The 25,156-nt window shown below is 61.2% G+C and carries 19 protein-coding genes; 12 read left to right on the top strand and 7 right to left on the bottom strand.

Annotation, left to right across the window (positions count from 1 at the left end; all coding sequences use genetic code 11):
• Positions 1 to 49: 49 nt before the first annotated feature.
• On the bottom strand, positions 50 to 1,882 hold the full coding sequence (locus tag NG895_RS08745; protein ID WP_252852100.1) for an anti-sigma factor family protein: 1,833 nt from the start codon (positions 1,880 to 1,882) through the stop codon (positions 50 to 52).
• Between the two features lie 122 nt (positions 1,883 to 2,004).
• Positions 2,005 to 2,565, bottom strand: a complete 561-nt coding sequence (locus tag NG895_RS08740) for a sigma-70 family RNA polymerase sigma factor (protein WP_252852099.1) — start codon at positions 2,563 to 2,565, stop codon at positions 2,005 to 2,007.
• A 573-nt stretch (positions 2,566 to 3,138) separates the two neighbouring features.
• On the opposite strand from NG895_RS08740, the gene NG895_RS08735 reads away from it, so the two are divergent.
• The 7 genes from NG895_RS08735 to NG895_RS08705 all read left to right on the top strand — a co-directional run bounded on the left by NG895_RS08735 (position 3,139) and on the right by NG895_RS08705 (position 14,178).
• Positions 3,139 to 4,359: a hypothetical protein gene (locus NG895_RS08735; RefSeq protein ID WP_252852098.1), complete on the top strand. Its 1,221-nt coding sequence runs from the start codon at positions 3,139 to 3,141 to the stop codon at positions 4,357 to 4,359.
• 177 nt (positions 4,360 to 4,536) lie between these two features.
• A complete protein-coding gene (locus tag NG895_RS08730) occupies positions 4,537 to 5,409 on the top strand; it encodes a rhomboid family intramembrane serine protease (RefSeq protein WP_252852097.1) in 873 nt (290 codons plus the stop codon).
• Between the two features lie 97 nt (positions 5,410 to 5,506).
• Entirely contained in the window at positions 5,507 to 6,514 is a 1,008-nt protein-coding gene (locus tag NG895_RS08725; RefSeq protein ID WP_252852096.1) for a formylglycine-generating enzyme family protein, read from the top strand.
• 213 nt (positions 6,515 to 6,727) lie between these two features.
• On the top strand, positions 6,728 to 7,648 hold the full coding sequence (locus NG895_RS08720) for a TIGR01777 family oxidoreductase (RefSeq protein ID WP_252852095.1): 921 nt from the start codon (positions 6,728 to 6,730) through the stop codon (positions 7,646 to 7,648).
• Between the two features lie 203 nt (positions 7,649 to 7,851).
• Positions 7,852 to 9,135, top strand: a complete 1,284-nt coding sequence (locus tag NG895_RS08715; RefSeq protein ID WP_252852094.1) for an efflux RND transporter periplasmic adaptor subunit — start codon at positions 7,852 to 7,854, stop codon at positions 9,133 to 9,135.
• A complete protein-coding gene (locus NG895_RS08710; RefSeq protein ID WP_252852093.1) occupies positions 9,132 to 12,230 on the top strand; it encodes an efflux RND transporter permease subunit in 3,099 nt (1,032 codons plus the stop codon). Before NG895_RS08715 ends, NG895_RS08710 begins: the two co-directional genes overlap by 4 nt.
• Positions 12,231 to 12,891: 661 nt before the next feature.
• Positions 12,892 to 14,178, top strand: a complete 1,287-nt coding sequence (locus tag NG895_RS08705) for an APC family permease (protein WP_252852092.1) — start codon at positions 12,892 to 12,894, stop codon at positions 14,176 to 14,178.
• Between the two features lie 31 nt (positions 14,179 to 14,209).
• On the opposite strand, the gene NG895_RS08700 is transcribed toward NG895_RS08705, so the two are convergent.
• The 3 genes from NG895_RS08700 to NG895_RS08690 all read right to left on the bottom strand — a co-directional run bounded on the left by NG895_RS08700 (position 14,210) and on the right by NG895_RS08690 (position 17,098).
• Entirely contained in the window at positions 14,210 to 15,586 is a 1,377-nt protein-coding gene (locus NG895_RS08700) for a hypothetical protein (RefSeq protein ID WP_252852091.1), read from the bottom strand.
• A 167-nt stretch (positions 15,587 to 15,753) separates the two neighbouring features.
• Positions 15,754 to 16,326: an NUDIX hydrolase gene (locus tag NG895_RS08695; RefSeq protein ID WP_252852090.1), complete on the bottom strand. Its 573-nt coding sequence runs from the start codon at positions 16,324 to 16,326 to the stop codon at positions 15,754 to 15,756.
• A 40-nt stretch (positions 16,327 to 16,366) separates the two neighbouring features.
• Positions 16,367 to 17,098 (bottom strand): lipoate--protein ligase family protein, encoded by a 732-nt coding sequence (locus NG895_RS08690; protein ID WP_252852089.1) that lies wholly within the window; start codon positions 17,096 to 17,098, stop codon positions 16,367 to 16,369.
• Between the two features lie 528 nt (positions 17,099 to 17,626).
• Between NG895_RS08690 and NG895_RS08685 the strand changes: the two genes are divergently transcribed.
• Positions 17,627 to 18,808 carry a hypothetical protein gene (locus NG895_RS08685; RefSeq protein WP_252852088.1) on the top strand — a complete coding sequence of 394 codons (1,182 nt, stop codon included), beginning with the start codon at positions 17,627 to 17,629 and terminating at the stop codon, positions 18,806 to 18,808.
• A gap of 113 nt (positions 18,809 to 18,921) precedes the next feature.
• Here NG895_RS08685 and NG895_RS08680 read toward each other — a convergent pair whose 3' ends face one another.
• On the bottom strand, positions 18,922 to 19,287 hold the full coding sequence (locus NG895_RS08680; protein ID WP_252852087.1) for a hypothetical protein: 366 nt from the start codon (positions 19,285 to 19,287) through the stop codon (positions 18,922 to 18,924).
• Positions 19,288 to 19,371: 84 nt separating this feature from the next.
• Positions 19,372 to 19,806: a hypothetical protein gene (locus NG895_RS08675; RefSeq protein WP_252852086.1), complete on the bottom strand. Its 435-nt coding sequence runs from the start codon at positions 19,804 to 19,806 to the stop codon at positions 19,372 to 19,374.
• Positions 19,807 to 20,254: 448 nt separating this feature from the next.
• Here NG895_RS08675 and NG895_RS08670 point away from each other — a divergent pair, with 448 nt between their 5' ends.
• The 4 genes from NG895_RS08670 to NG895_RS08655 all read left to right on the top strand — a co-directional run bounded on the left by NG895_RS08670 (position 20,255) and on the right by NG895_RS08655 (position 25,126).
• On the top strand, positions 20,255 to 22,345 hold the full coding sequence (locus tag NG895_RS08670; RefSeq protein WP_252852085.1) for a DNA topoisomerase VI subunit B: 2,091 nt from the start codon (positions 20,255 to 20,257) through the stop codon (positions 22,343 to 22,345).
• A 122-nt stretch (positions 22,346 to 22,467) separates the two neighbouring features.
• A complete protein-coding gene (locus tag NG895_RS08665; protein ID WP_252852084.1) occupies positions 22,468 to 23,622 on the top strand; it encodes a DNA topoisomerase IV subunit A in 1,155 nt (384 codons plus the stop codon).
• On the top strand, positions 23,610 to 24,398 hold the full coding sequence (locus NG895_RS08660; protein ID WP_252852083.1) for a hypothetical protein: 789 nt from the start codon (positions 23,610 to 23,612) through the stop codon (positions 24,396 to 24,398). Before NG895_RS08665 ends, NG895_RS08660 begins: the two co-directional genes overlap by 13 nt.
• A 29-nt stretch (positions 24,399 to 24,427) precedes the next feature.
• Positions 24,428 to 25,126, top strand: a complete 699-nt coding sequence (locus tag NG895_RS08655; RefSeq protein ID WP_252852082.1) for a hypothetical protein — start codon at positions 24,428 to 24,430, stop codon at positions 25,124 to 25,126.
• Positions 25,127 to 25,156 lie beyond the last annotated feature (30 nt).

Raw genomic sequence — 25,156 nt, 5'->3', positions numbered from 1 at the left:
GGTGGTCGCCGCCACACTCGCCGGGCTAGTGCTAACCGCAAAAACAGCCTTACGGCGATTCGCTGGCGGGGGCAGGGCTGGCCTCCATGGCTTCGGCCGGCGCGATTTCGCTCGCCGTGGCGGGACCGGCCGAGAGGGCCGGATTGGACAGACGGGAGTTACGCAGTACGAACAGCACCTGCACGGGCTGCTGTTCTTTAAGTGGCGCTTGCAGTGACTGCTGCGGCCGCACTTGCTGTTGTTGTTTGACCAGCCGGTTCAATTCTTCGAGTTTCGCTGTTTTGCCATTGGCTAAGGTCTTGTCCTCGGCCGCGACCTTGCTGTTGGCATCCTGGTAGACCGGCAGCGGAATGCCTTGCTGATCGTCCTGCGGAGCCGTGTTGTAGTAGTACCAGTCTTTGGGACGCTGCAGGCGACGGGCCTGCGGCCGCTGCACCTGAAGTTCCGTTACCTGCTGACTGATTTCCGCCTCGTTGGCGGCTTGTGCTTCCATGGCGACTTTCCCTTCCATGGAATCGGCCAAGTCGACGGTGGCAGCGTCGTCGGCATTCTGCTCGCCGTCTTGCACCCCCATCCGCAACGAAAGTCCGGCACGGCCCGCGGCAGCGCCCCCCCGGCGATTCTGGATTAATTGTTCGGCGATAGCCTGTTTGCTCACCGGTTCGACGGTAATCGATGCGTAGTTGCCCGGATCGTTCTGCATGGCAGCCAGGCAGCTGGCAATCTGGTCGGCCGTGGCGTCGACCAGAATGGTCTCGCCTTCGATCTCGACGCTCTCGTCCGCTTCCGCATCGGCTTCTTCGTCTTGTTGCTTGTTGTCGCGGTCACGTTCGTCGAGGTCGTTTTCTTGCCCCACACCGGCGTCCGACGTGGTGGGTTGATTGCGGCCGGCCAGGGGTGGGCTGGCGCTCCGACCTGTGGCTTCGGCGGGAGCAAAGCTTCGCGTTGATGCGGCCGCCGACTCGCGACTGGCGGTGCCTTCGACCGACCGTACGCGACCTCGTGGGCCGCTGCTGTTTTCGACGGCGATGCGGTTACGCATGGCGATCTGCTGACGCACCGGTTCGGCCGCTGCCAACCAGCTTTCGGTGCGATCGTCGATCTGTATGCCGTTGTCGCCCAGCACGTTGTTGATTTCGCGCTGGCGGAGCGTCTCGGGCGGTACCTCACACCAGACAATCAGGTAGGTGTTGTCGACGGGCTCGACGGGCGCTGTCGGCTCGGCCGTAGCCGCCAGGGGCGCCTCGGCCATGCGTGCGAAGTCGGCTCTTTCGGGCGTCGCTTCCGGTGCGAATTCTGGAGGTGTTGGCATATCGGCTGACAGATCTTCTGTAGCTAGTGCGTCTAGCGAAGGAGCTGCCGCCCCGTCGCTGGGAGGCGCCGACATGGTCATCCGTTCGCCTTCCGTGCCTTCGAGCATCGGCGCCCTGGCAAGTTCGCTTCCCGCCGCGGGTGCTTTGGTAGTGGGCGTGTTCTTTGCCACCTGGTCATTCAGGTTGGCTTGCGGCAGCATGGCCATCACCGCCACGGCTGCTGCAATGGCTGCGGCCGACCACCACCAGCCGCGTTTGCTGCGACCAATGGGCAAGCTGGCTATACCGCCGGCCTGGCCGTTCTCTTCGTGCTTCGCCCCCAACGACGTCTTACTGCTCGTGGCTTCGTCGAGCCGCTGCGCGAGTTGGGCGGTCCATTCGGCGGGCACCGCCGTGCGGGGTAGCGACTGCACCGTGTTCGAGACATTCCGCAGTTCTTCCACCAGAGCCTGCGCCGCTGGGTCGGTGGCAATCCACTCTTCCACCGCGCGCAGCTCATCGGCCGACAGTTCGCCATCGATGTAGGCGCTCAGCAGCTCGTCGTCGGGTTGGAAAGGGGTCTGGGACACGGGAAAGCGGGGCGTTGAGGGTATGGCGTTTCAATCGGTGGAATTTCGATCGGCTGGTCCGATCGTGCGGAGCCGAAGTCCCTGACCGACGAGATTGCGCCTCGTCGGAAAGAAGCCGTCACCTAATCCACCATGGTTGCTAGTTTCTCTTTCAAGCAGGCGCGGGCGCGGAACAGGCGGCTGCGTACGGTGCCGATGGGTATTTCTAGTATGTCGGCGATCTGTTCATAGTCGCATCCTTCCAATTCCCGCAGCACCACCACCTGGCGATGTTCGTCTGCCAAATCGTGGATCGCAGCTTGCACCCCCGCCACTCGTTCGGCCGATTCCAGGGGCTCGCTGGGCGAGACTGCCGTGCTGGCCGGTTCAATGTTACGGGTTGTATCGTCTGTGTCCATGATTGTGAGTGGCCGCCGTTTTCGCCCATGACTCATCGCCAGGTTAAACGCAATGCGGTACAGCCACGTGTAAAAGGCGGCTGTTTCCTTGAACGTGTCGAGCTTTACGTAGGCCTGCACGAAGGCGTCCTGGGCGATATCCAGGGCGTCGTCGGACGAGCCCATTAGCCGCGCAAGGGTGTTGAACAGTCGGTCCTGGTACCTTAGCACAAGCGTGTCGAACGCCGCACGCTCGCCCTGGCGAGCTTTAGCAATACATTCGGCGTCGGTGTGCTGGTCGGCCAAGGATACAAACCAGTTGTGTTTGAGAATTGGACGCAGAGCCGGGCCTGAGAGTTCCCTGCCCGGTACTTACGGAAGTGCGCGAAAAGCCCCTGTTGGGGCCACTTTTTTAGCATTCGCACCAATTTAGCAGATCTTTGGTGCAACCGCCTGCGGGGCCCCGATGCCGGAAACAATAGCTGCGATTTCCTCCACGAGAGTGTACGGAACAGGCAAGCTTTTTGTTCCGTAGAAACCGCAGTGCCGGAACCGCGGTGCCGGGTGAGCCGCTGTCGACTCAGCCGGCGCAGTGCCCGATGGCAACGCAATATTCACGAATTTCGGCACCGAAGCATTGGGCGTTCCGGCATCGCCCGAGTGGCCCCGCGTACGGGTTCTGCCGGTTGTGCGGCCGCGGTTTGCCTAAATGCCGCTGCACGCGGTACTTACGACCGGCAGGAACCGCTCGGATTAGTTGACCGCACCGGCGGGCCCATTTATCATCGATACAGGCAGTTTACCCAACTTCACATCACCTCGACGCCAAGTTCCGTGTCTGGCGTCGTCGCTCGTATTGCAGCAAGGATTCGTTAGTCGATGATTACGTTACTCGTACTAGGCCTGCTGCTGGTGTTGTCGTTCGTGGCGTGCTACTTCTGCTCGAAGTACTGGCACTGGTCGCATGTGCTGCTCACCGAGACGGTGTTTCTGCTCTCCCTGGCGTTCTTCATCCTGGCCGGCGAGGTGTTCCGCATCCAGCGACTGTATGGCGAAGCCAATGCGAAGAATCAGAGGCAGATCGAGCAGCTCGAACCGCAAGTCGCGGCCCTGAAGTTCGGCACCGAGAACCAGCAGATCATCGGCCAACTCGAGGGGGCCGAGATACCCGTGCAAATGTCCGAGACCAGCAGCGAGGACGACGTGCCACGCATGCTCAGTGTCCGCGACCTGGCCCACGACTTGGGTATGGTCTCCCGGGTGCGGGGGCGGGTATGGCGCGACGTTAGCATTGAGAACGTCGATCCCGCCACGGTTACCTTTACGCTGAGCATTCCAGCGCCTTCGCCTCACGGCATTGCCAACGACACCATTCTGTACGTCTTCGAACAGGGCGACGCTCAGCCGCGCAACCAGAATGGACCGCAGTACATCGGCGACTTCCGGGTGACCAACACCGGCGATCAGCAAATCCAGGTGCAACCGGCTTCGCAGTTCGATCAGCGGGCAATGGAGCGATTGCAGAAGACCCGCGGGCCTTGGATCATGTACGAGAACATGCCCGTCGACCAGCACCCAGAGGGTATTTTGGAGATTCTGGCCGGCACCACGGATGAACAACTCCAGCAACTGCTACCTTCCGAATCGGTGGAAGAGTACCTTCGTCATGGTGGGCCCGCGCAACCAGGCGACGAAGACTTCAACAAGGTCGGTTACAACACGGACGGCGAACTCGTGTTGCCCGACGACTGGAATGCGAGCACCCAGTTCAAGTACAGCCGTACGCTGCGAGATTACAACCTGCTGTTCCAGGAATTCTCGAAGCGCTACACGCAAATGGAAGCCGACCACAACGCACTGGTCGAAGACAACAAGTTGCTCAACCAGGCGCTGACCAGCGCCCGCAAAGTGCAATCGATGCACGAGGCGGAGCAGGGCAAACTGCGTCAGGATGTGGCCGGCACCTCACGCGACCGCCAGGCCATCCAGGCCCACCAGTCGCAGGTCGAAACCCAACTCTCCAACGCCCAGGCCCTGCTGTCGGATCTTCTGCAGCAGAACAGCGATCTGGCCCGCGACATGGGCTCCAGCATCGAATAGCGGTGAAATCGGCCCCCTTCACGTCCTTCCCGCACCCTTCGCCTACCCGAATAGCGGGGTTAGGCCGCCGCGCGGCGCGGCTGCTCTTTATGTGGTTCGTGACGTAAGATATGGTGGCACCCCCAGCGGCGTCCCCGCCGCAGACGATTTGCTAGCATTCTTTCGATCAAAGGCCTCATGGGCATCAACGACCGCGATTACGGACGCTACGGGTACGACGATGGTTACGGCTATCGCGACCAACCAGGCCTGCACTTTGGCGGTGTGCAGTCGGTAACGGTGAAAATCGTCATCGTCACGGCCATCGTGTTCGTCGTGCAACTTGTGTTTCGTGCTCCACCGCCAGGTTCCTGGTTCGACCAGTTGTTTGCCCTGCACTCGGATTGGTTGTTCGCGCCATGGGGGTTGTTGACTTACGGATTCTTGCACGATCCATGGAAACTGTGGCACATCGCCGGCAACATGTTTGTGCTGTGGATGTTCGGTCGGATGGTCGAAGACCGTTATGGCGGCAAGGAGTTTCTCGCCTTCTATTTGGCGTCGATTGTCTTCGCCGGGCTGTTCTGGAGCCTCACGGTGCTTATCGCGGGGCAGCAGGCCACGGTGATTGGGGCCTCGGGCGGCGTCTCCGCCGTACTGCTGCTGTTCATCATTTTGTATCCACGCGTTACGATCCTGTTCATGTTCTTCATCCCGATGCCGGCCTGGGTGTTGGGCGTGTTCATCGTGGGTTCGGACATGCTGGGAGCATTTGGCGGCGGCGGAGGAGTGGCCTTCACCGCACACTTGGGCGGCTTCCTGTTCGCCTACCTGTACTACAAGTCGGGCATCCGGCTGATGAACTACCTGCCAACCGGTGCGAAGATGCCCAGTCTCAAGCGGCGACCGAAGTTGAAAGTGCACCGGCCCGAAAACCAAGAAGACAAGAAAAAACTGCGGCTGGATCAGCTGTTGGAGAAGATCGCTGCCTCGGGCCAGGACAGCCTCTCGTCCAGCGAACGACGGGAGCTGCAGAAGCTCAGCAAGTACTATAAAGACAAACGACGGTGAGCGCCCCAATTCGAATGCTCAATGCCAATGTTCCGATTGAAGGCGGTATCGCACCTTCTTGCTGATTGCTAACAGCCGAAAGCAGGACGCTTTTCACATGCAAAACCGCTTTTGGACCATCGTGCTCATCGTGCTGGTGGCGCCCTTGCCGATTGGCATGTGGGCGGCGGGGCGGGCAATGTTCTTTTGGTGGCATGGACCCATCGATCCGGCTACGCCCATCGAAGTGGCAGCCGCCGGCGATCCGCCCTTAGTCGAGCAAGCTGGCATGGTCCGCATCGCCTCGTCGCACGCCCTGGTCGGCAGTTCCAACAGCAGCCAGCTCGATCGCAAACCGGAACATGAAGTCGACCTCGACGCCTTCTGGGTGGATATCCGCCCGGTGACCAACGATCAGTTCGCCCAGTTCGTCGCGGCGACCGACTATCGAACCACGGCCGAGCGGCGCGGCTCGTCGCTGGTCTTCGACCTCGACCGCCACGAATGGCTGGAGGTCAACGGCGCGCAGTGGGACGCACCCGAGGGACCGCTCAGCACGCTGGCCGCGCGGGGCGACCTGCCCGTCGTGCATGTCAGTTGGGACGACGCGGTGGCCTACGCCCGTTGGGCTGGCAAGCGTCTGTTGAGTGAAGCCGAGTACGAAGTGGCGGCGCGCGGCGGTTTGATGGAGAGCACGTACGCCTGGGGCGATCAACTGCATGGCTCGATGCCACAAGCCAACTTCTGGCAGGGCCGCTTTCCGCAGCAGGACCTCGGCCATGACGGCTTTCGCGGACTGGCCCCAGTGGCCCAGTATCCGCCCAATCGCTTCGGACTGTACGACATGGCCGGCAACGTGTGGTGCTGGTGTCACGATTGGTACGCGGCCGACTACTACTTTGCCAGTCCCAAGCAGAATCCTACCGGCCCGCTCAGTGGCGAGGCTCGCGTCTTGCGCGGTGGATCGTGGCTAAGCACCGGCGGGGCGGGCAGCGAGTTGGCCGTATCCGCCCGCGGGCATGCCCCGCCTCACCACACGGCGAGCAACGTGGGTTTCCGCTGTGCAAGCGATCGTCGCCCGGTGCAGCGGACCGATTTTGCCGCTACGGGGTCGACAACTCGCTAATCTTGCTTGGCGAGCTCGGCTTGCAATGTGCGCCGATTGCGCCATCTGCGGGTGTTATCGAGCAAATCCGCGCCCAGTTGCTTCCGCCTGACTCTGAATACGGCGTTGCGAAGTACTAGCCGCCCAGACCATACTACTTATACTGTCACCTGCAGGCGCCCTGGACAGAGTCGCTGCGGTAAACACGCACGGCTATCAAGCGAGCGACACTCCATGATCAACCATCCTTCGCAAGTGATTGCCATCGGCGGGGCATCGGGTTTAATTGGTTCGGCCCTGTGCACCGCGCTCGAACTCGATGGCCACACCGTCAAGCGACTGGTCCGCCGACCGGTCAAAGATCCAGATCGCGAGATCTACTGGAAGCCCTCGGCAGGCGAGATCGATACCGACGCACTGCAGGGCGTCGACGCCACGGTGCATCTTGGGGGTGCCGGCCTGGCCGAGCACCGCTGGACCGACGAATACAAACAGAAGATTCGCGAAAGCCGCGTTAAAAGCACACGGCTGTTGTGCGAGACCCTGGCAGGATTCGAAAAAAAGCCCCGCGTTCACGTAAACGCTTCGGCCATTGGCTATTACGGTGTACGGGGCGACGAACGCATCGACGAGACCTCGCCTGGCGGCAAGGGCTACCTGGCCGACGTGTGTCGCGACTGGGAAACCGCCACGCAGCCCGCATGGGAGTCGGGCATTCGGGTGTGCCAGATACGCATCGGCGTGGTGCTCAGCAGCGAAGGGGGAGCGCTCTCCAAGATGCTCACGCCATTCCGCATGGGGGCCGGCGGCACCTTGGGCTCGGGCGATCAATACATGAGCTGGGTAGCGCTCGCCGACGTGGTCTCCGCGATTCAGTTTGCCCTGGACCACGACCCGCTGCACGGCGCGGTCAACGCCACGGCGCCCAACCCCGTGACGAATCGCGAGTTCACTCAAACACTGGGCGAGCTACTGCATCGTCCCACCGTGATGCGCACTCCCGCCTTCGCCGTGCGTTTGATGGTTGGTAGCGAGATGGCCGACGAACTGCTGCTGGGCGGCGCGCGGATCTATCCCACGCGACTCACGGGCGAGGGCTTCGAGTTCGCCTGCCCCGACATACGCACCGCACTGAAGGCCGCGCTGGCTGAATGATCGACGCCACCGAGTGCTGGTTGTTTGGCTGGATCGAACCATCACGCCAATGTCGATCAACGGCGTTCGCGAATCTGGACCTGCGTCAATTCATTGCCCGCTCGTGCATGAGGTAGGCATCGCCCTCTCGGTCGGGTAACTTGGGGAAGGTCGCTCTCTTGGGGGGGCACCACTTTTCGATTTGCTCGTGCCGAGGTGTGGTGATGGCTGTTTTTCGGAGTGTTGGTCTGGGGCTCATTGGTGCTGCGGTGCTGTTGACAACCATTGGCTGTAAAAAGCCGCCCCCGCCGGCCGAAGTGATCCGGCCCGTTCGGGCAGTGCGTCTGAACGACATCGAGGCCTTCCACAGTGGCTATCTGCCGGGCCGCGCGAAAGCCACGCAGGAAGTCGACCTGGCGTTTCGCATTTCGGGGCCGCTGACCCGCTTCCGCGTCGATATTGGTTCCAAGGTCGCGGAGGGGGACGTCGTGGCCGAGATCGATCCCACCCAGTTCCAGTATGAAGTGGATCGAACCAATGCCGACCTGAAGGCCGCCACGGCGGAGCTCACCGCCATGAAGGCGGGGGCTCGGCAGGAGGAAGTCGAGCGGCTCATCGCGGCCCGCAACAAGGCGGAGGCCAAGAAGCGGACCGCGACCAACGAGTTCCAGCGGGCCGAACCGCTATTGGCTTCGCGCACCATATCCAAGAGCGACTACGATCGCTACTTGGAAGCCAAACAACTGGCCGAGGCCGAATTCACCGAGGCCGAGAAGGAATTGGCGATCGCCGAGACCACTCGCAAGGAAGATCTCGATGCCAAGCAGGGGCAGGTCGACGCATTAAAGGCGGCTAACGAACTGGCACAAGCCGACCTATCGTACACGAAGCTCAAGGCGCCCTTCGCCGGCACGGTGGTCGCCAAGTACGTCGAGAATTACGAGAACGTGCAAGCCAAGGAACCAATCGTCCGGATCGTCGATACCAGCCGCATCGAAATTATCGTCAACGTGCCGGAAGGCTCGATCTCGCTGGTGCCGCACGTGACCGACATCACCTGCGAGTTCGATGCGCTGCCCGGCAAGCCGCTACCCGCTACGGTGAAAGAAGTTGGCACCGAAGCCACACGCTCCACGCGAACCTACCCGGTAACTTTGATCATGGATCAGCCCGAGGGCATGGAGATCCTGCCAGGCATGACCGGTCGCGTGACCGGCAAGGTGCAGCTCGATACCGGCAGCGGCGAAGTCGCGATCGAAGTGCCCGAGACGGCCGTGTTCGAAGGCGACGACCAGCAATCGCACGTTTGGGTGATTGAAACGAGCGATGGAAAGACGGGTACGGCGCAGCTCCGTGATGTGAGCGTCGGCAAACTTACCAGCCGCGGGCTGCAAATCACCAGCGGCCTGAAGTCGCAAGAGATCGTCGCCACGGCGGGGGTCTATCAGATCGAAGAAGGTCAGAAGGTGCGGATCCAGCTCACCGCCTACGAGGTGGCCGCCAAATGAGTATCGCTAGCGTTGCCGTCAACAAGCCCACGGTCACCAGTTTCACCACGTTTACCCTGCTGGTAGCCGGGGCATTGTCCTACTTCAACCTGGGGCAGCTCGAAGACCCCGAGTTCACCGTGAAAAGCGCGACCATCGTCACCAGCTATCCCGGTGCCAGCGCTGCGGAGGTGGAACTGGAGGTTACCGATCGCATCGAGATTGCTATCCAGGAACTCGCCCAACTGAAGTATGTCAAAAGCCTGTCGCGGCCCGGCAGTTCCATCGTGCAGATCGAGATCAAGCCGAGCTACGACTCCAAAGAGCTGCCCGCCATTTGGAACCAGTTGCGCAACAAGGTCGACGACGTTCGCGGCCAGCTTCCGCCGGGGGCGGGGACGCCACAGGTGGTCGACGACTTTGGCGACGTGTACGGCTTCCTGCTGGCGGTGACCCGTGACAATGCCTTTACCGATGCGGAACTCGAATCCCACGTCGACTTGCTCAAGAAGGAGCTCAGCCTGGTGCCGGGCGTGGCCCGGGTCGAGCTGTGGGGCGTGCAGCCTCAATGCATCTACATCGATGTGCAAGACTCGCAGCTTTCGCAAGTCGGCATTACCATGGAACAGGTCCACGCCACGCTCGCCAGTCAGAACGCGGTGGTCGACTCGGGGGCGCTGAATCTGCCGCACGAGCGGCTGCGGATCGAGCAGACCGGCGCGTTTCGCTCGCCCGAGGAAATCGCCGATCTGACCGTCGCTGGCACCGTGAACCTGACGCAAGGTCTGAAGGCTACCGACGAGATCATCCGCATCGGCGACATCGGAGAGGTCCGCCGCGGTTACAAGGATCCTGCCGCCAATATGATGCGGTACAATGGCCAGCCCGCCATCGGCATCGCGATTGCCAACATACCGGGCGCTAACATTGTCGACCTGGGCCGCGCGATCGACCAGCGACTGCACGAACTCGAAGAGCAACTGCCCGTTGGCATCGAACCGCATCGCATCTCCTGGCAGTCGGACCTGGTGAGCGAGTCGATCGACGACTTCATGATCAGCCTGGCCGAGGCGGTGATCATCGTGCTGGTGGTGTTGTGGATCGCCATGGGGTTCAGCACTGCCATGGTGGTAGGGCTGTGCGGGCTGGTATTCGTCATTCTGGGGTCGTTTCTGGTCATGGCGTTATGGGGCATCGATCTGCAGCGGATGTCGCTCGGCGCGCTGATCATCGCCATGGGCATGATGGTCGATAACGCCATCGTGGTGGCCGACGGCATCCTGGTTCGTATCCAGCAGGGGATGGATCGTAAGAAGGCCGCCATTGAAGCTGCCACACTGCCCTCGCTGCCACTGCTGGGGGCAACGGCGATCGCCGGGATGGCTTTCTATCCCATCTACGCCTCGGACGAGAGCGCCGGCGAGTACTGCGCGTCGCTGTTTCAAGTGGTAGCCGTGGCGCTGCTGTTGAGTTGGCTGCTATCGGTGACCATCACGCCGCTGATGTGCATGTGGATGTTGCCGCAGCCCAAGACCGATACCAGCGCCGACCGCGATCCCTACGATGGCAAGTTCTACCAGGCGTTTGGCCGGTTGCTGAGGACCGCCATGCAGTTTCGCTGGCTGGTCGTGGGTGGCATGGCGGCGCTATTGTGCGTGGCCCTGTTCTTTTTCGGATCGATCGACCGCACGTTCTTCCCCGACTCGGCCCGCCTGCAAATCATGGTCGACTACTGGGCGCCGCAAGGCACTCGCATCGAGACGGTTGCCGCCGACCTCGAGCGCATCGAGCAGCAGCTACTGGGCGACGAACGGGTGACGGCCGTCAGCAGTTTCATCGGGCAGGGCCCGCCGCGGTTCTACCTGCCGGTGGAGCCCGAGAAACAGTACTCGTGCTACGCCCAACTGATTGTGAACGTTCGCGACCTCCAGGCCCTGAATCAGTTGGTGCCCGAGCTCGACCAATGGGCGGAAGCCAACGTGCCCGAAGCGCAGACCATCGTGCGGCGATACGGCTTGGGGCCATGCAAGACCTGGACGGTCGAAGCGCGGCTCAGTGGTCCTGCCGTGGCCGACATCAACGAACTTCGCGGGCTAGCCGACCAGGTCGTGTCCGTGTTCGACAAGAGCCCCTACACCGAGGTGGTACAGACCGACTGGCGGCAGTTCGAGAAAAAGGTGGTCGTCAACTACGATCAGGAGCGAGCCCGGTGGGCCAGGGTCAGCCGCGAGAACGTCGGCCGGGCCACCAAACGGGCGTTCGACGGTTTGCCGGTGGGACAGTATCGCGAGGGAGACAAGCTGCTGCCGATCCTGGTGCGCAACACGCCCGACGAGTCGCGGCAGTTCATCGGCGCGCTCGGCACGCTGCAGGTGCACCCCACGAACTCCACCGATACGGTGCCGCTCGCGCAGCCGGTTTCTAAAATCGATGTGGAGTGGGACGAGGGCATCATCTGGCGCCGTGACCGCCGCCGCACCATTACCATCCAGGCCCGCACGGCCGATGGCGTGCCCGCCTCGCTGCTGCAGGGCGATATTGCAGCCGCCGTGGAAGCGATTGAGTTGCCGCCAGGCTACAATTTGGAGTGGGGTGGCGAATACGAAAGCGCCCGCGACTCGCAGAAGTCGCTCATCCCGGGTGTGGTGCCAGCGGTGGTGATCGTGGCTCTGGTGCTGGTGGGTCTGTTCGACGGATTCCGGCCGCCGCTGATCATTCTGTGCACCATTCCCTTCGCCATGATTGGCGTGGTGGTCGGTTTGCTGTCGACGGGGCAACCCTTTGGCTTCCTGGCGCTGTTGGGCGCGATGAGCCTGGCCGGCATGATGATCAAGAACGCCATCGTGCTGCTGGACCAGATCAACATCGAAAAGGCCGAAGGCAAGAGCGACTACCACGCGGTGCTCGCCGCCGCCAAGAGTCGCTTGCGCCCCGTATTGCTGGCCGCCGGCACTACCGTGCTGGGTGTCATCCCCCTGCTGCAAGATGTCTTTTGGGTTGCGATGGCCGTGACTATCATGTTCGGCCTGGCCTTCGGCACGGTGCTGACCATGGTGCTGCTGCCGGTGCTCTACGCCTGCTTCTTCCAGGTGGAAGTGCCAGCGGAAGAGAAGTGACCTGGCGTGGGGCGAACCGCCAATCGGCGAAGCCGCATCGGGTTCCACCAAATCGCGAATGTAAAAAAGTCGCCGTAGTTATCACGCGGGGGTGTGATCTAATGAAGTTGCGCCAGTTCGTAGCTACCGTCGCCAGGCGGTGGATGCCATGCCGACGACGTTGGCAATTGCGATCGCCATACGTCCTTGCTTAGGACTCCACGCTCTGGCGAGCGTAGCTACGCGCTAGTGTCGCGGAGCGACGGACCACCCTCCGGGTTTTGTCCCCACGGACAAAAAACATGCGGGGAACAACGCGCGGGGTTATGTCGCACCCGGTGGCGACTTGGGCCTGGAAAACAAGGGGTTTCGCCACTTGGGAGGCGGCAAAACCAGTGGAGTTTTGGGCCCATGAATCTAAATGGGGGGGTAGTTGTGGAAAAACTTGGGGCGCTGCGACCGGTGGGGACGAAGGCGTGAGGGCACCGGCCGGCTGGGGTGGGCTCAGGAGAGTGTGGTCATGCCCCCATGGAATGAAGTTTGCACGCGATTCGTTCTCCAAGTGTGCGGTGCGATTTGCCCAGTGGTTGGTGCTCGGCAGGCCAAGTCGACGGGATGCCAACCTCGGGGCGGTCCGTACTGCAGGTAATTGCAGACATCCCTGGAGGGAATGCACGCAGCCATGTCGGATTCGGAGCAAGGAAAACTGAGCTTTCAAGCCACCTGGGCGATGGCCGTGGGGGGCATGGTGGGAGGTGGGATCTTTTCCACACTGGGGGTCGTCATCGAGGTAGCCGGGCCGCTGGCGTGGTTGAGCTTCGTCGTGGCGGGCCTGGTCGCCCTGGTATCGGGTTACAGCTACGTGAAGCTGGCCGAGAGCTACGGCGAAGGGGGCGGCGCGTTTACCTTTCTGCGTGAAGTGCACGCCAACTCGATGGCCGGCGCGACGAGTTGGGTGTTGATCGTCGGCTACGTGCTGACCAACGCGGTCTACGCGTTTACGTTCGGCGAGTACCTGGGCCACGTGTTCGATTTCGGACCCTGGATGCCCAGGGTCGCGGCGCTGGCCATCCTGGGGGTGTTCATCGTGCTGAACTTGCGCGGCGCTGGCGAGGCGGGCGGCGTGGAAATCTTCCTGGTGTGGTTCAAGTTGGCTGTGCTGTTGGGGTTGGCCACGTTCGGCCTGATGCAGTGGGACGTGGCCGCTTTGTCGCGTGGCACCGACGGGGGAAGCTACACCTCGGCGCTGTTTGGCGCTGCTACCATCTTCATGGCGTACGAAGGTTTTCAACTGCTGGCTTACGACTACGACGACATTCGTGATCCCAATCGCACGTTGCCACGAGCGACGCTCAGCGCGATCGTTGTGGTGATTGCGGTCTATGTGGCCGTAGCGCTGGGCGTAGCCATGCTGATTGGCGCCGACAAGATTATCGCAGAGAAGGAAGTTTCGCTGAGTATTGCTGGCGAGCAGGCTTTCGGGATGACGGGCCTGGTGATAGTGACCATTGCCGCCGCGTTCTCGACCGGCTCGGCCATTAACTCCACATTGTTTGCCACGGCGCGGCTCGCACATTTGGTAGCCCAGAACCAGGAACTGCCCGCGGTGCTCGATCATCGCAATCGCGCCAACGTGCCGGACCGGGCGGTGATCGGACTGGGCCTGGCGTCGGCCGTGTTGGCCACGTTCGGCACGCTGTCGTCGCTGGTCGAAGCGGCCAGCCTGGCTTTCTTGGTTACGTTTGCCGTCGTGAACGGACTGGCCTGCTATCGCGGCGCGGGAGTGCGGCTGCTGACCGGCCTGGGGTGCGTCGCGGCCTCGATCACAGCAGGAGCACTTGTTGTGCGACTGTACTTCAACAACGTGGCCTCGCTGGTGTGCTTCGCCATCGTGGTGCTGGTCGCGTGGTTTGTCCGGCCCTGGCTGCTGAAGCACGTGCAGACGGAAAGCCCATCGCAGGAGAAATGAGCGCGCAGAGCCCCATCGATGCCGAACGTCGTCAACGAACCACGTTCACCGCGGTGCGATCTTCGAGGTTCGGACGGAACACCATCAGCAGGAACAACGGCAGGTACCAGGCCAGGGCCAGGCCGCCGGAATGGGCATGCCAGAACTGCACGCCCAGCATCACGGCCGCCGAGCAGGACAGGAGCGACGCCAATGTCTTGGGTTGTGGCCACAGTGGCAATGTCAGCAGGCTCATGCCGAGGAACGTTGCCAGGATGGGCCAGCGGAACACGGGGTTCCAGTACTCCCAAGCGCCGGAGAGGTTCTTCGACTGCGGCCAGTGGATGCCGAACATCTGTTGCATCCGCGAACCGAACATCGCCATATCGGAGCTGGTGGCGATCTGGGTGATGATCAGCACCGAAAGCGCGATGCCAATGCCAATGAGGAACCGCCACATGCCTCGCCGCCAGTAGAAGCTGATCCACACCGGCAGCAGAAACACCGGATAGTAGATGGTGCCGAATGCCAGTCCCAACAGTACACCGGAAAGCATCGGCAAACGATAGTTGTACACGGCCCACACCAGCAGTGCCGCGGGCAGCAGGTGCGTGACGTTGCCCGTGTACATGGCCGTGTAAGGGAGGAACAAGTACAGCATGGCCGCAGCGCAGCCCATGGTGAAGTTCTCGAAGTGACGAGCCCCGATGAGTACGACCCCCAGCACGATCATCAACTGGCTGAGGATGGCGGCTACCTTGGCCGTGACCACCTGCCCGGTGGTGAAGGCGTACTCGTCGGTAGCCGCGTCGTCGGAGGTTGCTTCGGCCGGAGGTTCGCCGTCGGTTGCCACTTCAGCATTGTCGGCGCCTGGCACTTCGACGGGCTCGGAGCCGCGGTCGCCCAACACCCGCGAAGTGGGAATCGCTGGCAACGAGAACAGCAGCGGAAAACCGGGCCCGTGCGTTTCGAGTGAGATTTGCTCGACGCTCGACGCCTTGCGATGGCTAAGCAATTGCGCCCTTTGGGCGGAGTGCAGATCGTCCTCCTCGGAGGCTCCGTTGATGATGTTGGCCATCAAGAACATGAACAACGAAACCGCCAGGAATAGCAGCCCCGAGGCGTTCATATTGGGATCGAGCAGCGGCCTGCGAATCATGGCCGAGTCCCATAGGGCCCGTACCAACAGGACCGCATTGACGCCAAATAGCCACCAGTAACCAAACAGTTCGCTGCTGGGCGAGCCGTTTTCGATGCCCTGACGGACGCTCAACAGCCCCGGTCCCAGCATGAGCAGCAAGAACAGGTCGAGATTGCGGATGCTGAAGATGCGATTGAACTTGAAGAAGAGCGCAACGATCAACAGCCCCGACAGGTAGGCCCAGGTGATGGGCGAAGGCTGGTCGTATCGAAAGAGGAATTCGCTCATCGACGTGGGTTTACGCAGGGACAACGAAGTGGCATACGAGCGCCAGCTTGCAGGATAGGCGAAAAGAACAGGTTTTCAATGGATTTCACGGCTCGGTAAAGCGGGTCGAACTCAGGGCCGGTCTGGTGGTAACGATTGGGGGGACCGGCGCGATCGTGACGAACCGGTTACGACAACCAGTGCAGGGCTTTCTCCAGCAGCCGGATCACGCTCTGCTCGTCGGTCAGGGCACGCACTCCCGCTTCGTCGAACCACTGCACATCGTGCGATTCGTCGCTCACTTCGAGCTGCTGATCGCCGGCAATGAACAGGAAGCGAATATCGTAATGTTGGTGAGCGTCCTCCACGAGATTGCCCTGCGCGTCGTGCCGCGGCGGAATGTCGTGCACGTCCACATCCAACGGCACCAGCACATTGCCCGTCTGTACCATGGTGAGGCGGTTAAGCCCCAGCTCCTCGGTGGCTTCTCGCCAGGCCACGTTAACGACGTCCCCATCGCCATCGGCGTGACCACCCGGCTGCAGCCAGCGGTCGAGCTTACGGTGATGCATCAGGGCCACCTGGCGATGATCGGTGGAAACAACCCACGCCGAACCGGTGATATGCCCAGGTCGGCAGGTCCGCTCGAAACAATCGGAGTGATCCTCGACCAGTTCGACGATGCGAGTGACGGTCGCCTGCTCGTCGGGATAGAACGCCAGGTAGCGATCGAGCATTTGCAGCAAGTGGTATCGATACATGGTCGGCGCCGGCGGGGCGCTGGTGGTGGTTGGGGAATAGTTAGCGGCTCTGGTTCCACTGGTCCGTGGCGTAGCGAGTCCGCATCAGTTCCTGGGTACGAGCTCGCGGCCAGCTCTCTAAATTCTCTCGCGCCTGCCACGCCTCGGCAATGGCTTGGGCCAGCGCCTGGCGTCCGATGGGCATATTGGCCACAAATTCGCCGTGAGAACGCCCGGCACGATAGTCGGGCGAACGCGGCGGCTGGCGGAGGTACCGAGTGATGAGCGGGAGTTCAAAGTCGTACAGCAGTGTGCCGTGGTACAAGAAGCCACCTCGGGTAACCCGCAGACTGTTGCCAGAAACCTTGCGGAGCAGTCCCTCGGGCGACTCGATCACCAGGTCGCTCGTACCGGCCCGGACCACGGCCAAACCGGCACCCTGCAGGCCGGCGACCAGTGTATCGAGCACGTGCTGGTGGACCACATCGATGTTGACCTTGCCGGCAAGATGTCCAGGATCGACCACGGCATACATCAAGCAGCCGGGACCGGCCACAATGGAAAGTCCGCCGCTGGCCCGCCGCAGCACGGGAACCCCCGCAGCGCCGCAGGCGTCCTGGTTCACTTCCAGTTCGAGGTGCGACCCACGCCCGACCACAACCATCGGCGAGGGGGATTCCCACAGACGCAACACACCATGGGGGTACTCTCCCGCCAGGCAGGCTTCGAGCAGCGCTTCGTCGAGCGCGACATTCTCGGCGGGCGAATCGAGCGTGAGATCAAGCAGCTTCATACTTCAACCGGGGCGAGCGGCCGCCGTGAGGCGGCTGGTGGCTTAGTCGTATGCTTGGAAGTTGGTGGTAGCAGTTAGCGAAAGTTGACGAATGACAGGAGTTGCCGAGGTTTCAAACTGTAGCGATTAGATCGATTGCATGGTGTTGACGTTGGAAATTCCCGCTAGCACCCGATGTTTGTAGCTTGCTGAGCGATAGGGTGTCGCCCCACAATTAGAGTGACTTGAAACTTTTTTGGTGACGGAAGTGCAATTAGGGTTGAAACTTTCTGACTTGCTAGCAGCTATAGCGGTCGGAATTAATTTGCCGTGCAACCATTTGCGTGGCACACTTCTCTAGCCAAGTCTGTGGAGAACAGCAGACCGCATTTTAGCCGTTGCACGCCGAGTGGAGGAAGTCGGTGTGTGGGTTATCGCTTGCTGGCGGGATTCCGCGAGGAACTCCCCGGGCGGCGACAACACACGGACGTGACAAGAAATCGAGCTGGCCGCCAACAGCGGCAGCCATTGTGTTGGGTGGATAAACAGATGACCGTTTCAAAACAATTACGATGCCTGCTGGCGGGTGTAGTGGTCGCGGGTTCGCTGCCCGTCGCCCCGGCGAGTGCGCAAGACGGATGCAGCGCCTGTTGTGGACAGACTTACCGTCTGGAGTGCCAGACCATTTACGAGGAGAAGCAGATCACCTGCTATCGTACGGTGTGCGAAACCGCCTACGAAGAGCGGGAGATTACCCGCCAGGTGCCGGTGTACGAAACCCAGCAACGCGAACGGCGATACGCCGTGCTGAAGCCGGTTCGCGAGACCTCCACCCGGCAAGAACGGTACACGGTGCAACGTCCCGTTTACGAGACCCAGTACCGCGACGCCAGTTACAACCGCGTGCGGAACATCGTCGAGACCCATCAGCGTGAAGAACGCTATACGGTGCAGCGTCCGGTCGTGGAAACCCAAACCCGGCAGGAACGCTACTGCGTGCAGCGACCGGTTACCGAAACCCAGGAGCGGCAGCAATGCCGCACGGTGATGCGCCCGGTGACTACTTGCCAGACGCAGGTTGTCGACCAGGGTTGCTACGTGAACCAGGTGGTTGGAGTCCAGCCCGGTGCGACCACGGGACCGCGACTTCGCTGGGTTCCGCCCACGCAAACCGTGAATCCGGCGACCGGCGTGGTCCAGACGACTCGCCCAGGATTGGGTTGGGTCACCCAGACGGCTCCGCCGCAGCCTGTGGTGCAGCAGGTTTGGCGACCGAATTTGGTGACCGTGCAAACCCCCGTGACGCAGTACGTACCCGAGCAGATCGTGGAGAAAGTGCCCGTGCAAGTTACCCGAATGGTGACCGAAGAGCGGGTCCGCGAAGTGCCCGTGCAGGTGTGTCGCATGGTGACCGAGGAACGCGTCCGCACGGTGCCTTACCAGACTTGCCGTCAGGTGGTTGAACGCGTGGAGAAGCAAGTGCCCGTGCGGGTTTGCCGTATGGTTTGCGAAGAACGCGTCCGCGAAGTGCCCGTGACCACCTGCCGCATGGTTCGCGAAGAAAAGGTCGAACCTTACACCGTGCAGGTCTGCAAGCTGGTAACCAAGGTCGAAAAGGTGCAGGTTCCGCACACGGTGCAGAAGCAGGTTCCCTACACCCGGACGATCCGCGTTCCCAAGACCGTGATGGTCAAAGTGCCGATCGAGCCGTGCGACGTCTGCGGGGGCTAAGCCCTTCGCGACGCAGTCCGCGTAGCGGGCTGGCGATGTAGAATGCAAAACGAATCGAAGCCGCAAGCGGTTGCTTGCGGCTTCGCTCGTTTGCGAACGCTCTCAATTCGCGCCTACCAGGGGCCCCGGACGTTGTACACGCCGAAGTTGGTGGTGTCGTGCGGCCAGCGCGGAGTCATCATGAATCCGCCGCCGAACGGACCTGGGCCTGGATAGTCGCGACCAAACTGGTGGTCGATCCGCGAGATCCGCGAGCTGCCGACGCCCCAACCCCAGTCGGTCTGCAGGTTGGCGGTGGGGGGGACCACCATGGCAACCGGCGCGCCGTACGACGAATGAGCATAGTTGCCGTGCCAGGGATAGAGCCGTGCACGGTTGTTGGGCCATAGATAGGGATCCATGGCGCTAGCTGTGTTGGCCGCCACGCTCGTGGCAACAAACGCCACGGCCAGTACGGCGAAGGAACTGAGCTTGGACATGAGCGGGGGCTCCGTATTTGGTTAGTGCGTTGTGAGAACCTGCCGACCGCGTTGCAGCCGGCCACCAGTCTCCCTGGCTAGGAACTACGGGCAGCAGTGCAGCACGGCGTCCCAGTCGACCAGGTTGGCGGTTCCGCTGAAGATGTCCCGGCAGAACCAGCAATGGCTCGTGCCGTAACGAGCATTGGTCCGTGTCCACCCCGCACCGCGATTGTAGTTGTAGTACGAACGAGTGTGGTGGTAGAGGTACTCGTTGGGATAGAACGGCTGGTACGTGTTGTACATGTGGCCCACGTGCTCCGGCACGGGCAGCGGCGACGTGTACATCTCGGCAGCCGCACGCCCCGGGCCGGGACCTACGTACTGGTTGTAAAACAGGTCCTTGGAGTGCTGATAGCTGATCCGCCGACGGCCATTCCAGCCGTACTCGGCATCTGCGGTGTAGCTGCTGACTGGCAGGCTTTGCCAGGCAATGGCGGCGACGACAGCCGTGTACACAAGTTGTTTCAGGCAGCGCATGATGGCGTGCTCCTCTTCCGGGTTCTGGAACCCAAGCGGGTTGTCGGGCTCTGGGAAAGGGGGCCGCCGCGGGGGGTGTCGATGCGCGGGGTCGGCACGCTAGGGGTTGGTGCCACATCGACCGGCGGTGGGGAATCGCAAGGGGTCTATCGGTTTTCCGAGCAAAGCATTACACCTCGCTCTGTACGGCAAGGAATCGGACAGTAGCGGCCCGGTGGGTGAATCTTTATTTGCCAGCTGTAACAGTTGAACACATCGTGCAAGTTTGACGCTCGCGACTCGGGTGGGAGACGTGCTCCAAGGCCGCTATAATCGGCATGGCCGGCAAGGTTTAACACGGCGGCCCCAATCCCTACTCGGACTCTGCGGCTGGGATCACGCCGCGGCGATTGCCGATCGCATATCGGTACCCACCTCGAATGAGTCTGCATCTCCGGAGCAATTTGCCTTGGCTAAGACGACTTCTCGAAAGAAGAAACCTGCGACCTCACAGGCTGGCGAAAGCGCAACCAATGGCACGGCAGCCGCCAACGGCACCGCGGTGCGCAAATCAAGACGGCGGAGCGACGCCAAGTCCATGGCGGCCAATCAGAAGGAGATCTCGGTCAGCGAGTTCTTCGCCAAGAACCGCCACCTGCTGGGATTCGACAATCCCCGCAAGGCGCTGCTCACCACTGTGAAGGAGGCGGTCGACAACTCGCTCGATGCCTGCGAGGAAGCTGGCATCCTCCCGGAGATCTGGGTCCACATTCAGCAGACTGGCAATGGCCGGTACAAGGTCGGCATTCAGGACAATGGACCTGGTATTCTCAAAAAGCAGATCCCACTGATCTTTGGCAAGCTGCTGTACGGCTCGAAGTTCCACCGTCTCCGCCAAAGTCGCGGCCAGCAAGGCATCGGCATCTCGGCCGCCGGCATGTATGGCGTGCAGACCACCGGTAAGCCAGTGAAGATCATCTCGAAGGTCTCGCCCCGCAAGCCGGCGCACTACTATGAGATCCAGATCGACACCAAAAAGAACGAGCCAAAGATCCTCAACGGCCGGGGCGATGGTGTCGACATTCCGCCTGGCGAAAAAGGTGCGAAGGTCATCGAGAAGCATGGCATCGAGTGGGTCGACCAGCGGCACGGTACCCGGGTGACCATTGAACTCGAGGCCAAGTTCGTTCGTGGCCGGGGCAGCGTGGACGAGTACCTGCAACAGACAGCCATCGCCAACCCGCACATTACGCTGCACTATGTCGATCCGGAAGACTACGAGTACGAATACAACCGCAGCGCGGATGTGCTGCCCCCGGAGCCGAAGGAAATCAAACCTCACCCCTACGGCGTGGAGGTTGGTCGGCTTGCGCAGATGATCGAAGAGTCGGATCCGATGTCGATCAGCGAGTTCCTGCGGTCCAAGTTTTCCCGCGTCACTCCGGCCGTTGCCCGCAAGCTGTGCGAAGGTGCGAAGGTGAAACCTCGCGTGGGAGTTCGCAAGCTGGATCGCACGCACGCCGACGCCATTTTCCAGGCGATTCAAACCACCAAGATCTCGCCGCCGGCTACCGACTGTATCTGCCCGATCGGCGAGGACCTGATCCTCAAGGGGCTGCATCAAGTGGTACCAGGCGAGTTCTACGCCGCGGCTACGCGCCCCCCGTCAGTGTATCGTGGCAATCCGTTCCAGATCGAAGTTGGGCTGGCCTACGGTGGTAGTGCCCCCACGCAAAACGTAACGATGGACCTATTGATCGAACTGCTGGAGGAGACCGACACCCGCACCGTGCGGCAGTTCCTCATCCATACTTTCAACGGCCTGGGGGGCGAAGGCGCCGATAAGATCGTCAAGGCTGCCGCCCTGAAAACCCGGCAAGCCCCCAGCGGCCTGAAGCCCAAGGAACGCGAGCGGCTGTTCGACGCGATGAAGAACATCAACGTTGCCGAAGGCCAGCAGATGGAAGTGATGCGGTACGCCAACCGGGTGCCGCTGCAGTTTCAGCAGGCGGCCTGCGCCGTCACGCAGACGGTGGTCGGCACCAACTGGCGGGGGTACGGTCTCAGCCAGTCGCGGGGCGCCCTGCCCAAGGGGCCCGTAAGCATCATGGTGCACATCGCCAGCGTGTGGGTGCCATTCACCAGCGAGAGCAAAGAGGCCATCGCCAGCTACCCCGAGATCCAGAAAGAGATCCGCCTCGGCCTGCAAGCCGTAGGCCGCAAACTGGGCATGTTCCTCCGCCGGAGGATGAAGGTCCGCCAGCAGAGCGATCGTCGCGAGATCTTCATGCGGTACCTCAAAGAAGTGTCGGGCGCCGTGAGCTCGATCAACGGAGTCGGGCAGGACGATTTGTACGAAGAGCTCTTGAAGGTAGCCAAGAAGGTGACCGCCGACGCCGACATGAAACTCGACGACCGCGGCCGCCCCATCGAGGAAGACCCCAAGGAACTGGACCTAGGCGACAATGTTCTGATCGTCGACCCTGCTGAGCACGAGGCGGCCATCAACCGAGTGGAGAAGGTCGACGAGGGAGAGGAAGAGGAATACGAAGAAGAGTGAACCACGACAGGATTACGAGATCTGCGGGATCGACTCGTAAGCCACAACAAGCACGGCTCTGTGCAACCACATCCCGTAAATTTTGATCGTCCCGTTATCCTGTCAAAGCAATCTATCTATCCATGGCCAAGAAACGCCCCGTTCGACCGACCGCTAACAAGGCGCCCGTCAAGCTCTCGACCCGCGACAAGAAGACCCTCTCCTCCATTACCGGCCTGGCTGATGGTGTGGTGAAGGCGGCCAAGGGCCGACGCGATCCCTACGTCGATATCCCCAGCCGCACGCTGTCGAATGTCCGCTATAGTGCCCGCAAGCGGATCATCGAGATGGGCAACAGCAAGAACCGCCGCCAGCTGTTCGACCTCTCCCAGGCCAAGGCCTACATGCGGACCATGCTCGTGGCCAGCGGCTGCAAGCAGTTGATCGACCAGGGCAAGACGACGAGCCTCCGGGGTATGTTCTACATGCTCAAACACACCATCGAGAAGACCAAAGAAAATACATTTGACGATCAGAATGAGTGCGACACCATCATCGAAGACGTCGAGGTGCTGCTCGATTCGATTCGCGAGGAGCTGCACCTCTATGCCGAAAATCGTGGCGCGATGGTCGGCAACATCACCGTCATCGACCGTGGCGACACCATCGACTGCAGCCGCATGGGCTCCGGTGGCTACGCTATTCCCTCGATCGTCGAGCCGGAAGTCATTCAGCTCGACCGCAAGAAGTGCGACGCCAAGTTTATCCTGCATGTCGAAAAAGGTACGGTCTGGCAGCGGTTCAACGAGGACCGCTTCTGGGAAACCCACAACTGCATCCTCACCCACGGCGCCGGGCAGCCACCGCGGGGCGTGCGGCGTTTGCTCCACCGCATGCACAACGAGCTGAAACTGCCCGTCTACTGCGTGCTCGATAACGACCCCTGGGGGTACTACATCTACAGCGTGCTCAAGCAAGGTTCGATTAACCTGGCGTTCGAGTCGCAGCGTATGGCGATCCCGGACGCCAAGTATCTGGGGCTTCGCAGTATCGATTTCGATCGGTGTGACCTGTCCGACAGCGTGAAGATCTCCCTTTCCGACTCCGACAAAAAACGAGCGAAGCAGATCGCCAAGTACCCGTGGTTCGAGAAAAAACGCCCCTGGCAGACCGAGATCCAGCGGATGCTGAAGAACGACTTCAAGCTCGAAGTCGAATCGCTCATCTCCAAGGACATCAGCTACGTGACTGAAGTGTACGTGCCCGAGCGACTCGAAGCCCAGGATTGGCTCGATTAGAGTCTGGAGATACGGGGGCAGGCCGTCGGCCGCATCCCGGAGGGAGAAGCGAGTCGCCAGCAACGGCCGATCGAGGCGAGACAGCCCCCAACAGCGAAGCCTCGGTGGGCGACTACCGGTGGTCACTCCAATGGTCACTACTGCTGGTTGCCGTGGGCGCCGCAGTCGCGTCGTTGTGGATGACCCTCCTGTTGCTGGACGCCTTTTTCGGTCTTGAAATTCCCACGAGTGGGAGCTTCCTGCTACTCCGGTGGATAAATCGCTTACGCTGGCTGGCAGGTGGGGCTTTGCTGATCGGCTACCTTCTGAGCATCTACGTACCACCGCGGTACCGGGTAGTGCGATACACGATGCTGGCCGCTACTCTGCAACTGGCAACCATGGCGGAACTGCAGGATTGGCTACCTGACAATACTCCCAGCCTTCTGAACTTGGCACTCTACGTCTTTTTGCCATCGCTCGCCTTGTTTTGGGTCTTTCTGTATTTTTACGCCGTTCGTGCCGGACAAACCTCGGTAGTGCCACGGCTAGAGCGGCTCGGACTGGCCAGCGCAGTTGCACTCGGACTGTGTTTGGTGACGGGGTTCGTGGCAACGGCCGGCGACACGATTCGAAGGATGGTCGATCCAGACTTGTTCATCGAACGGACCAGCGTCCTACTCCTGACAATCGTTTATACCTATTTTGCCGGGCAACTGCTGGTGGTTCGCCGTGAGCTTGGTAAACTGGAAACTCTCACAGAACCAGAAATGCCGACGGATGGCCCCTCGGCGTAGTGCGCTCCCCCCCAGCGACCGCAATCCCCATGTCCGATTCTTCGAATCCCTTTGCCTCACCGCAGACAGATGCCGTCGCACGTCCCGAAGTGGTCTGGGCTGCCGAGCAGCCCGAAGCGCTTCGCAAAGTGAAGCTTGGTCTGACGCTGGTTTACATTGGAATCTGTGGGATGTTGCTGTGCGTCGCGGTGCTGGCACCTTTGTTGATGTTCTCCCTGGGGGCTTCGCGAATCGAATTAGTGGCACTACTTGGATTGGCCGTTTTGGTTTTCTCGGTTGTGATGCTAGTTGGACAGATTTTCTGCATTGCCGTGCCGGCCGAGTCTGGTGCGAGACCATTTGCCATTTCGGCCGTTGTATTGGAGGTCGTGTGCCTGTTGGCGATGGTGTTGGGTACCATTGCCACCGTCGTAGGGATGCTGGCTACGGTGGGGGCCATTGGCCAGGCCCTGGCGAACGTTGGCTCGGTCACTTGCTTCCTGCTGTTTCTACGGAAAGTGGCCCAGTATATCGAGCGACCCGATATCGCCGCTCGGGCAATGCGAGCTCTGATTGTTGGTGTACTGTCGACCATCGCGATAGCGGTCGGCGCGATGGGGCCTTTTGCGCCTCCCACACAGGGTGAATTTCTTGGTTGGCTAGCGATTTTGGGAATGCTCGGTGCGCTGGTCGCGTTCGTGATGTACGCCAATACGGTCACTTATCTCCGCAAAGCCATCACCGTCTGACGCGTGAGGCAGCACGGCAACGTTCGGTTC

It is taken from the genome of Aeoliella straminimaris (assembly GCF_024054565.1).
Taxonomy (GTDB): Bacteria; Planctomycetota; Planctomycetia; order Pirellulales; family Lacipirellulaceae; genus Aeoliella; species Aeoliella straminimaris.
This window is presented reverse-complemented; position numbering and strand designations above follow the sequence as displayed.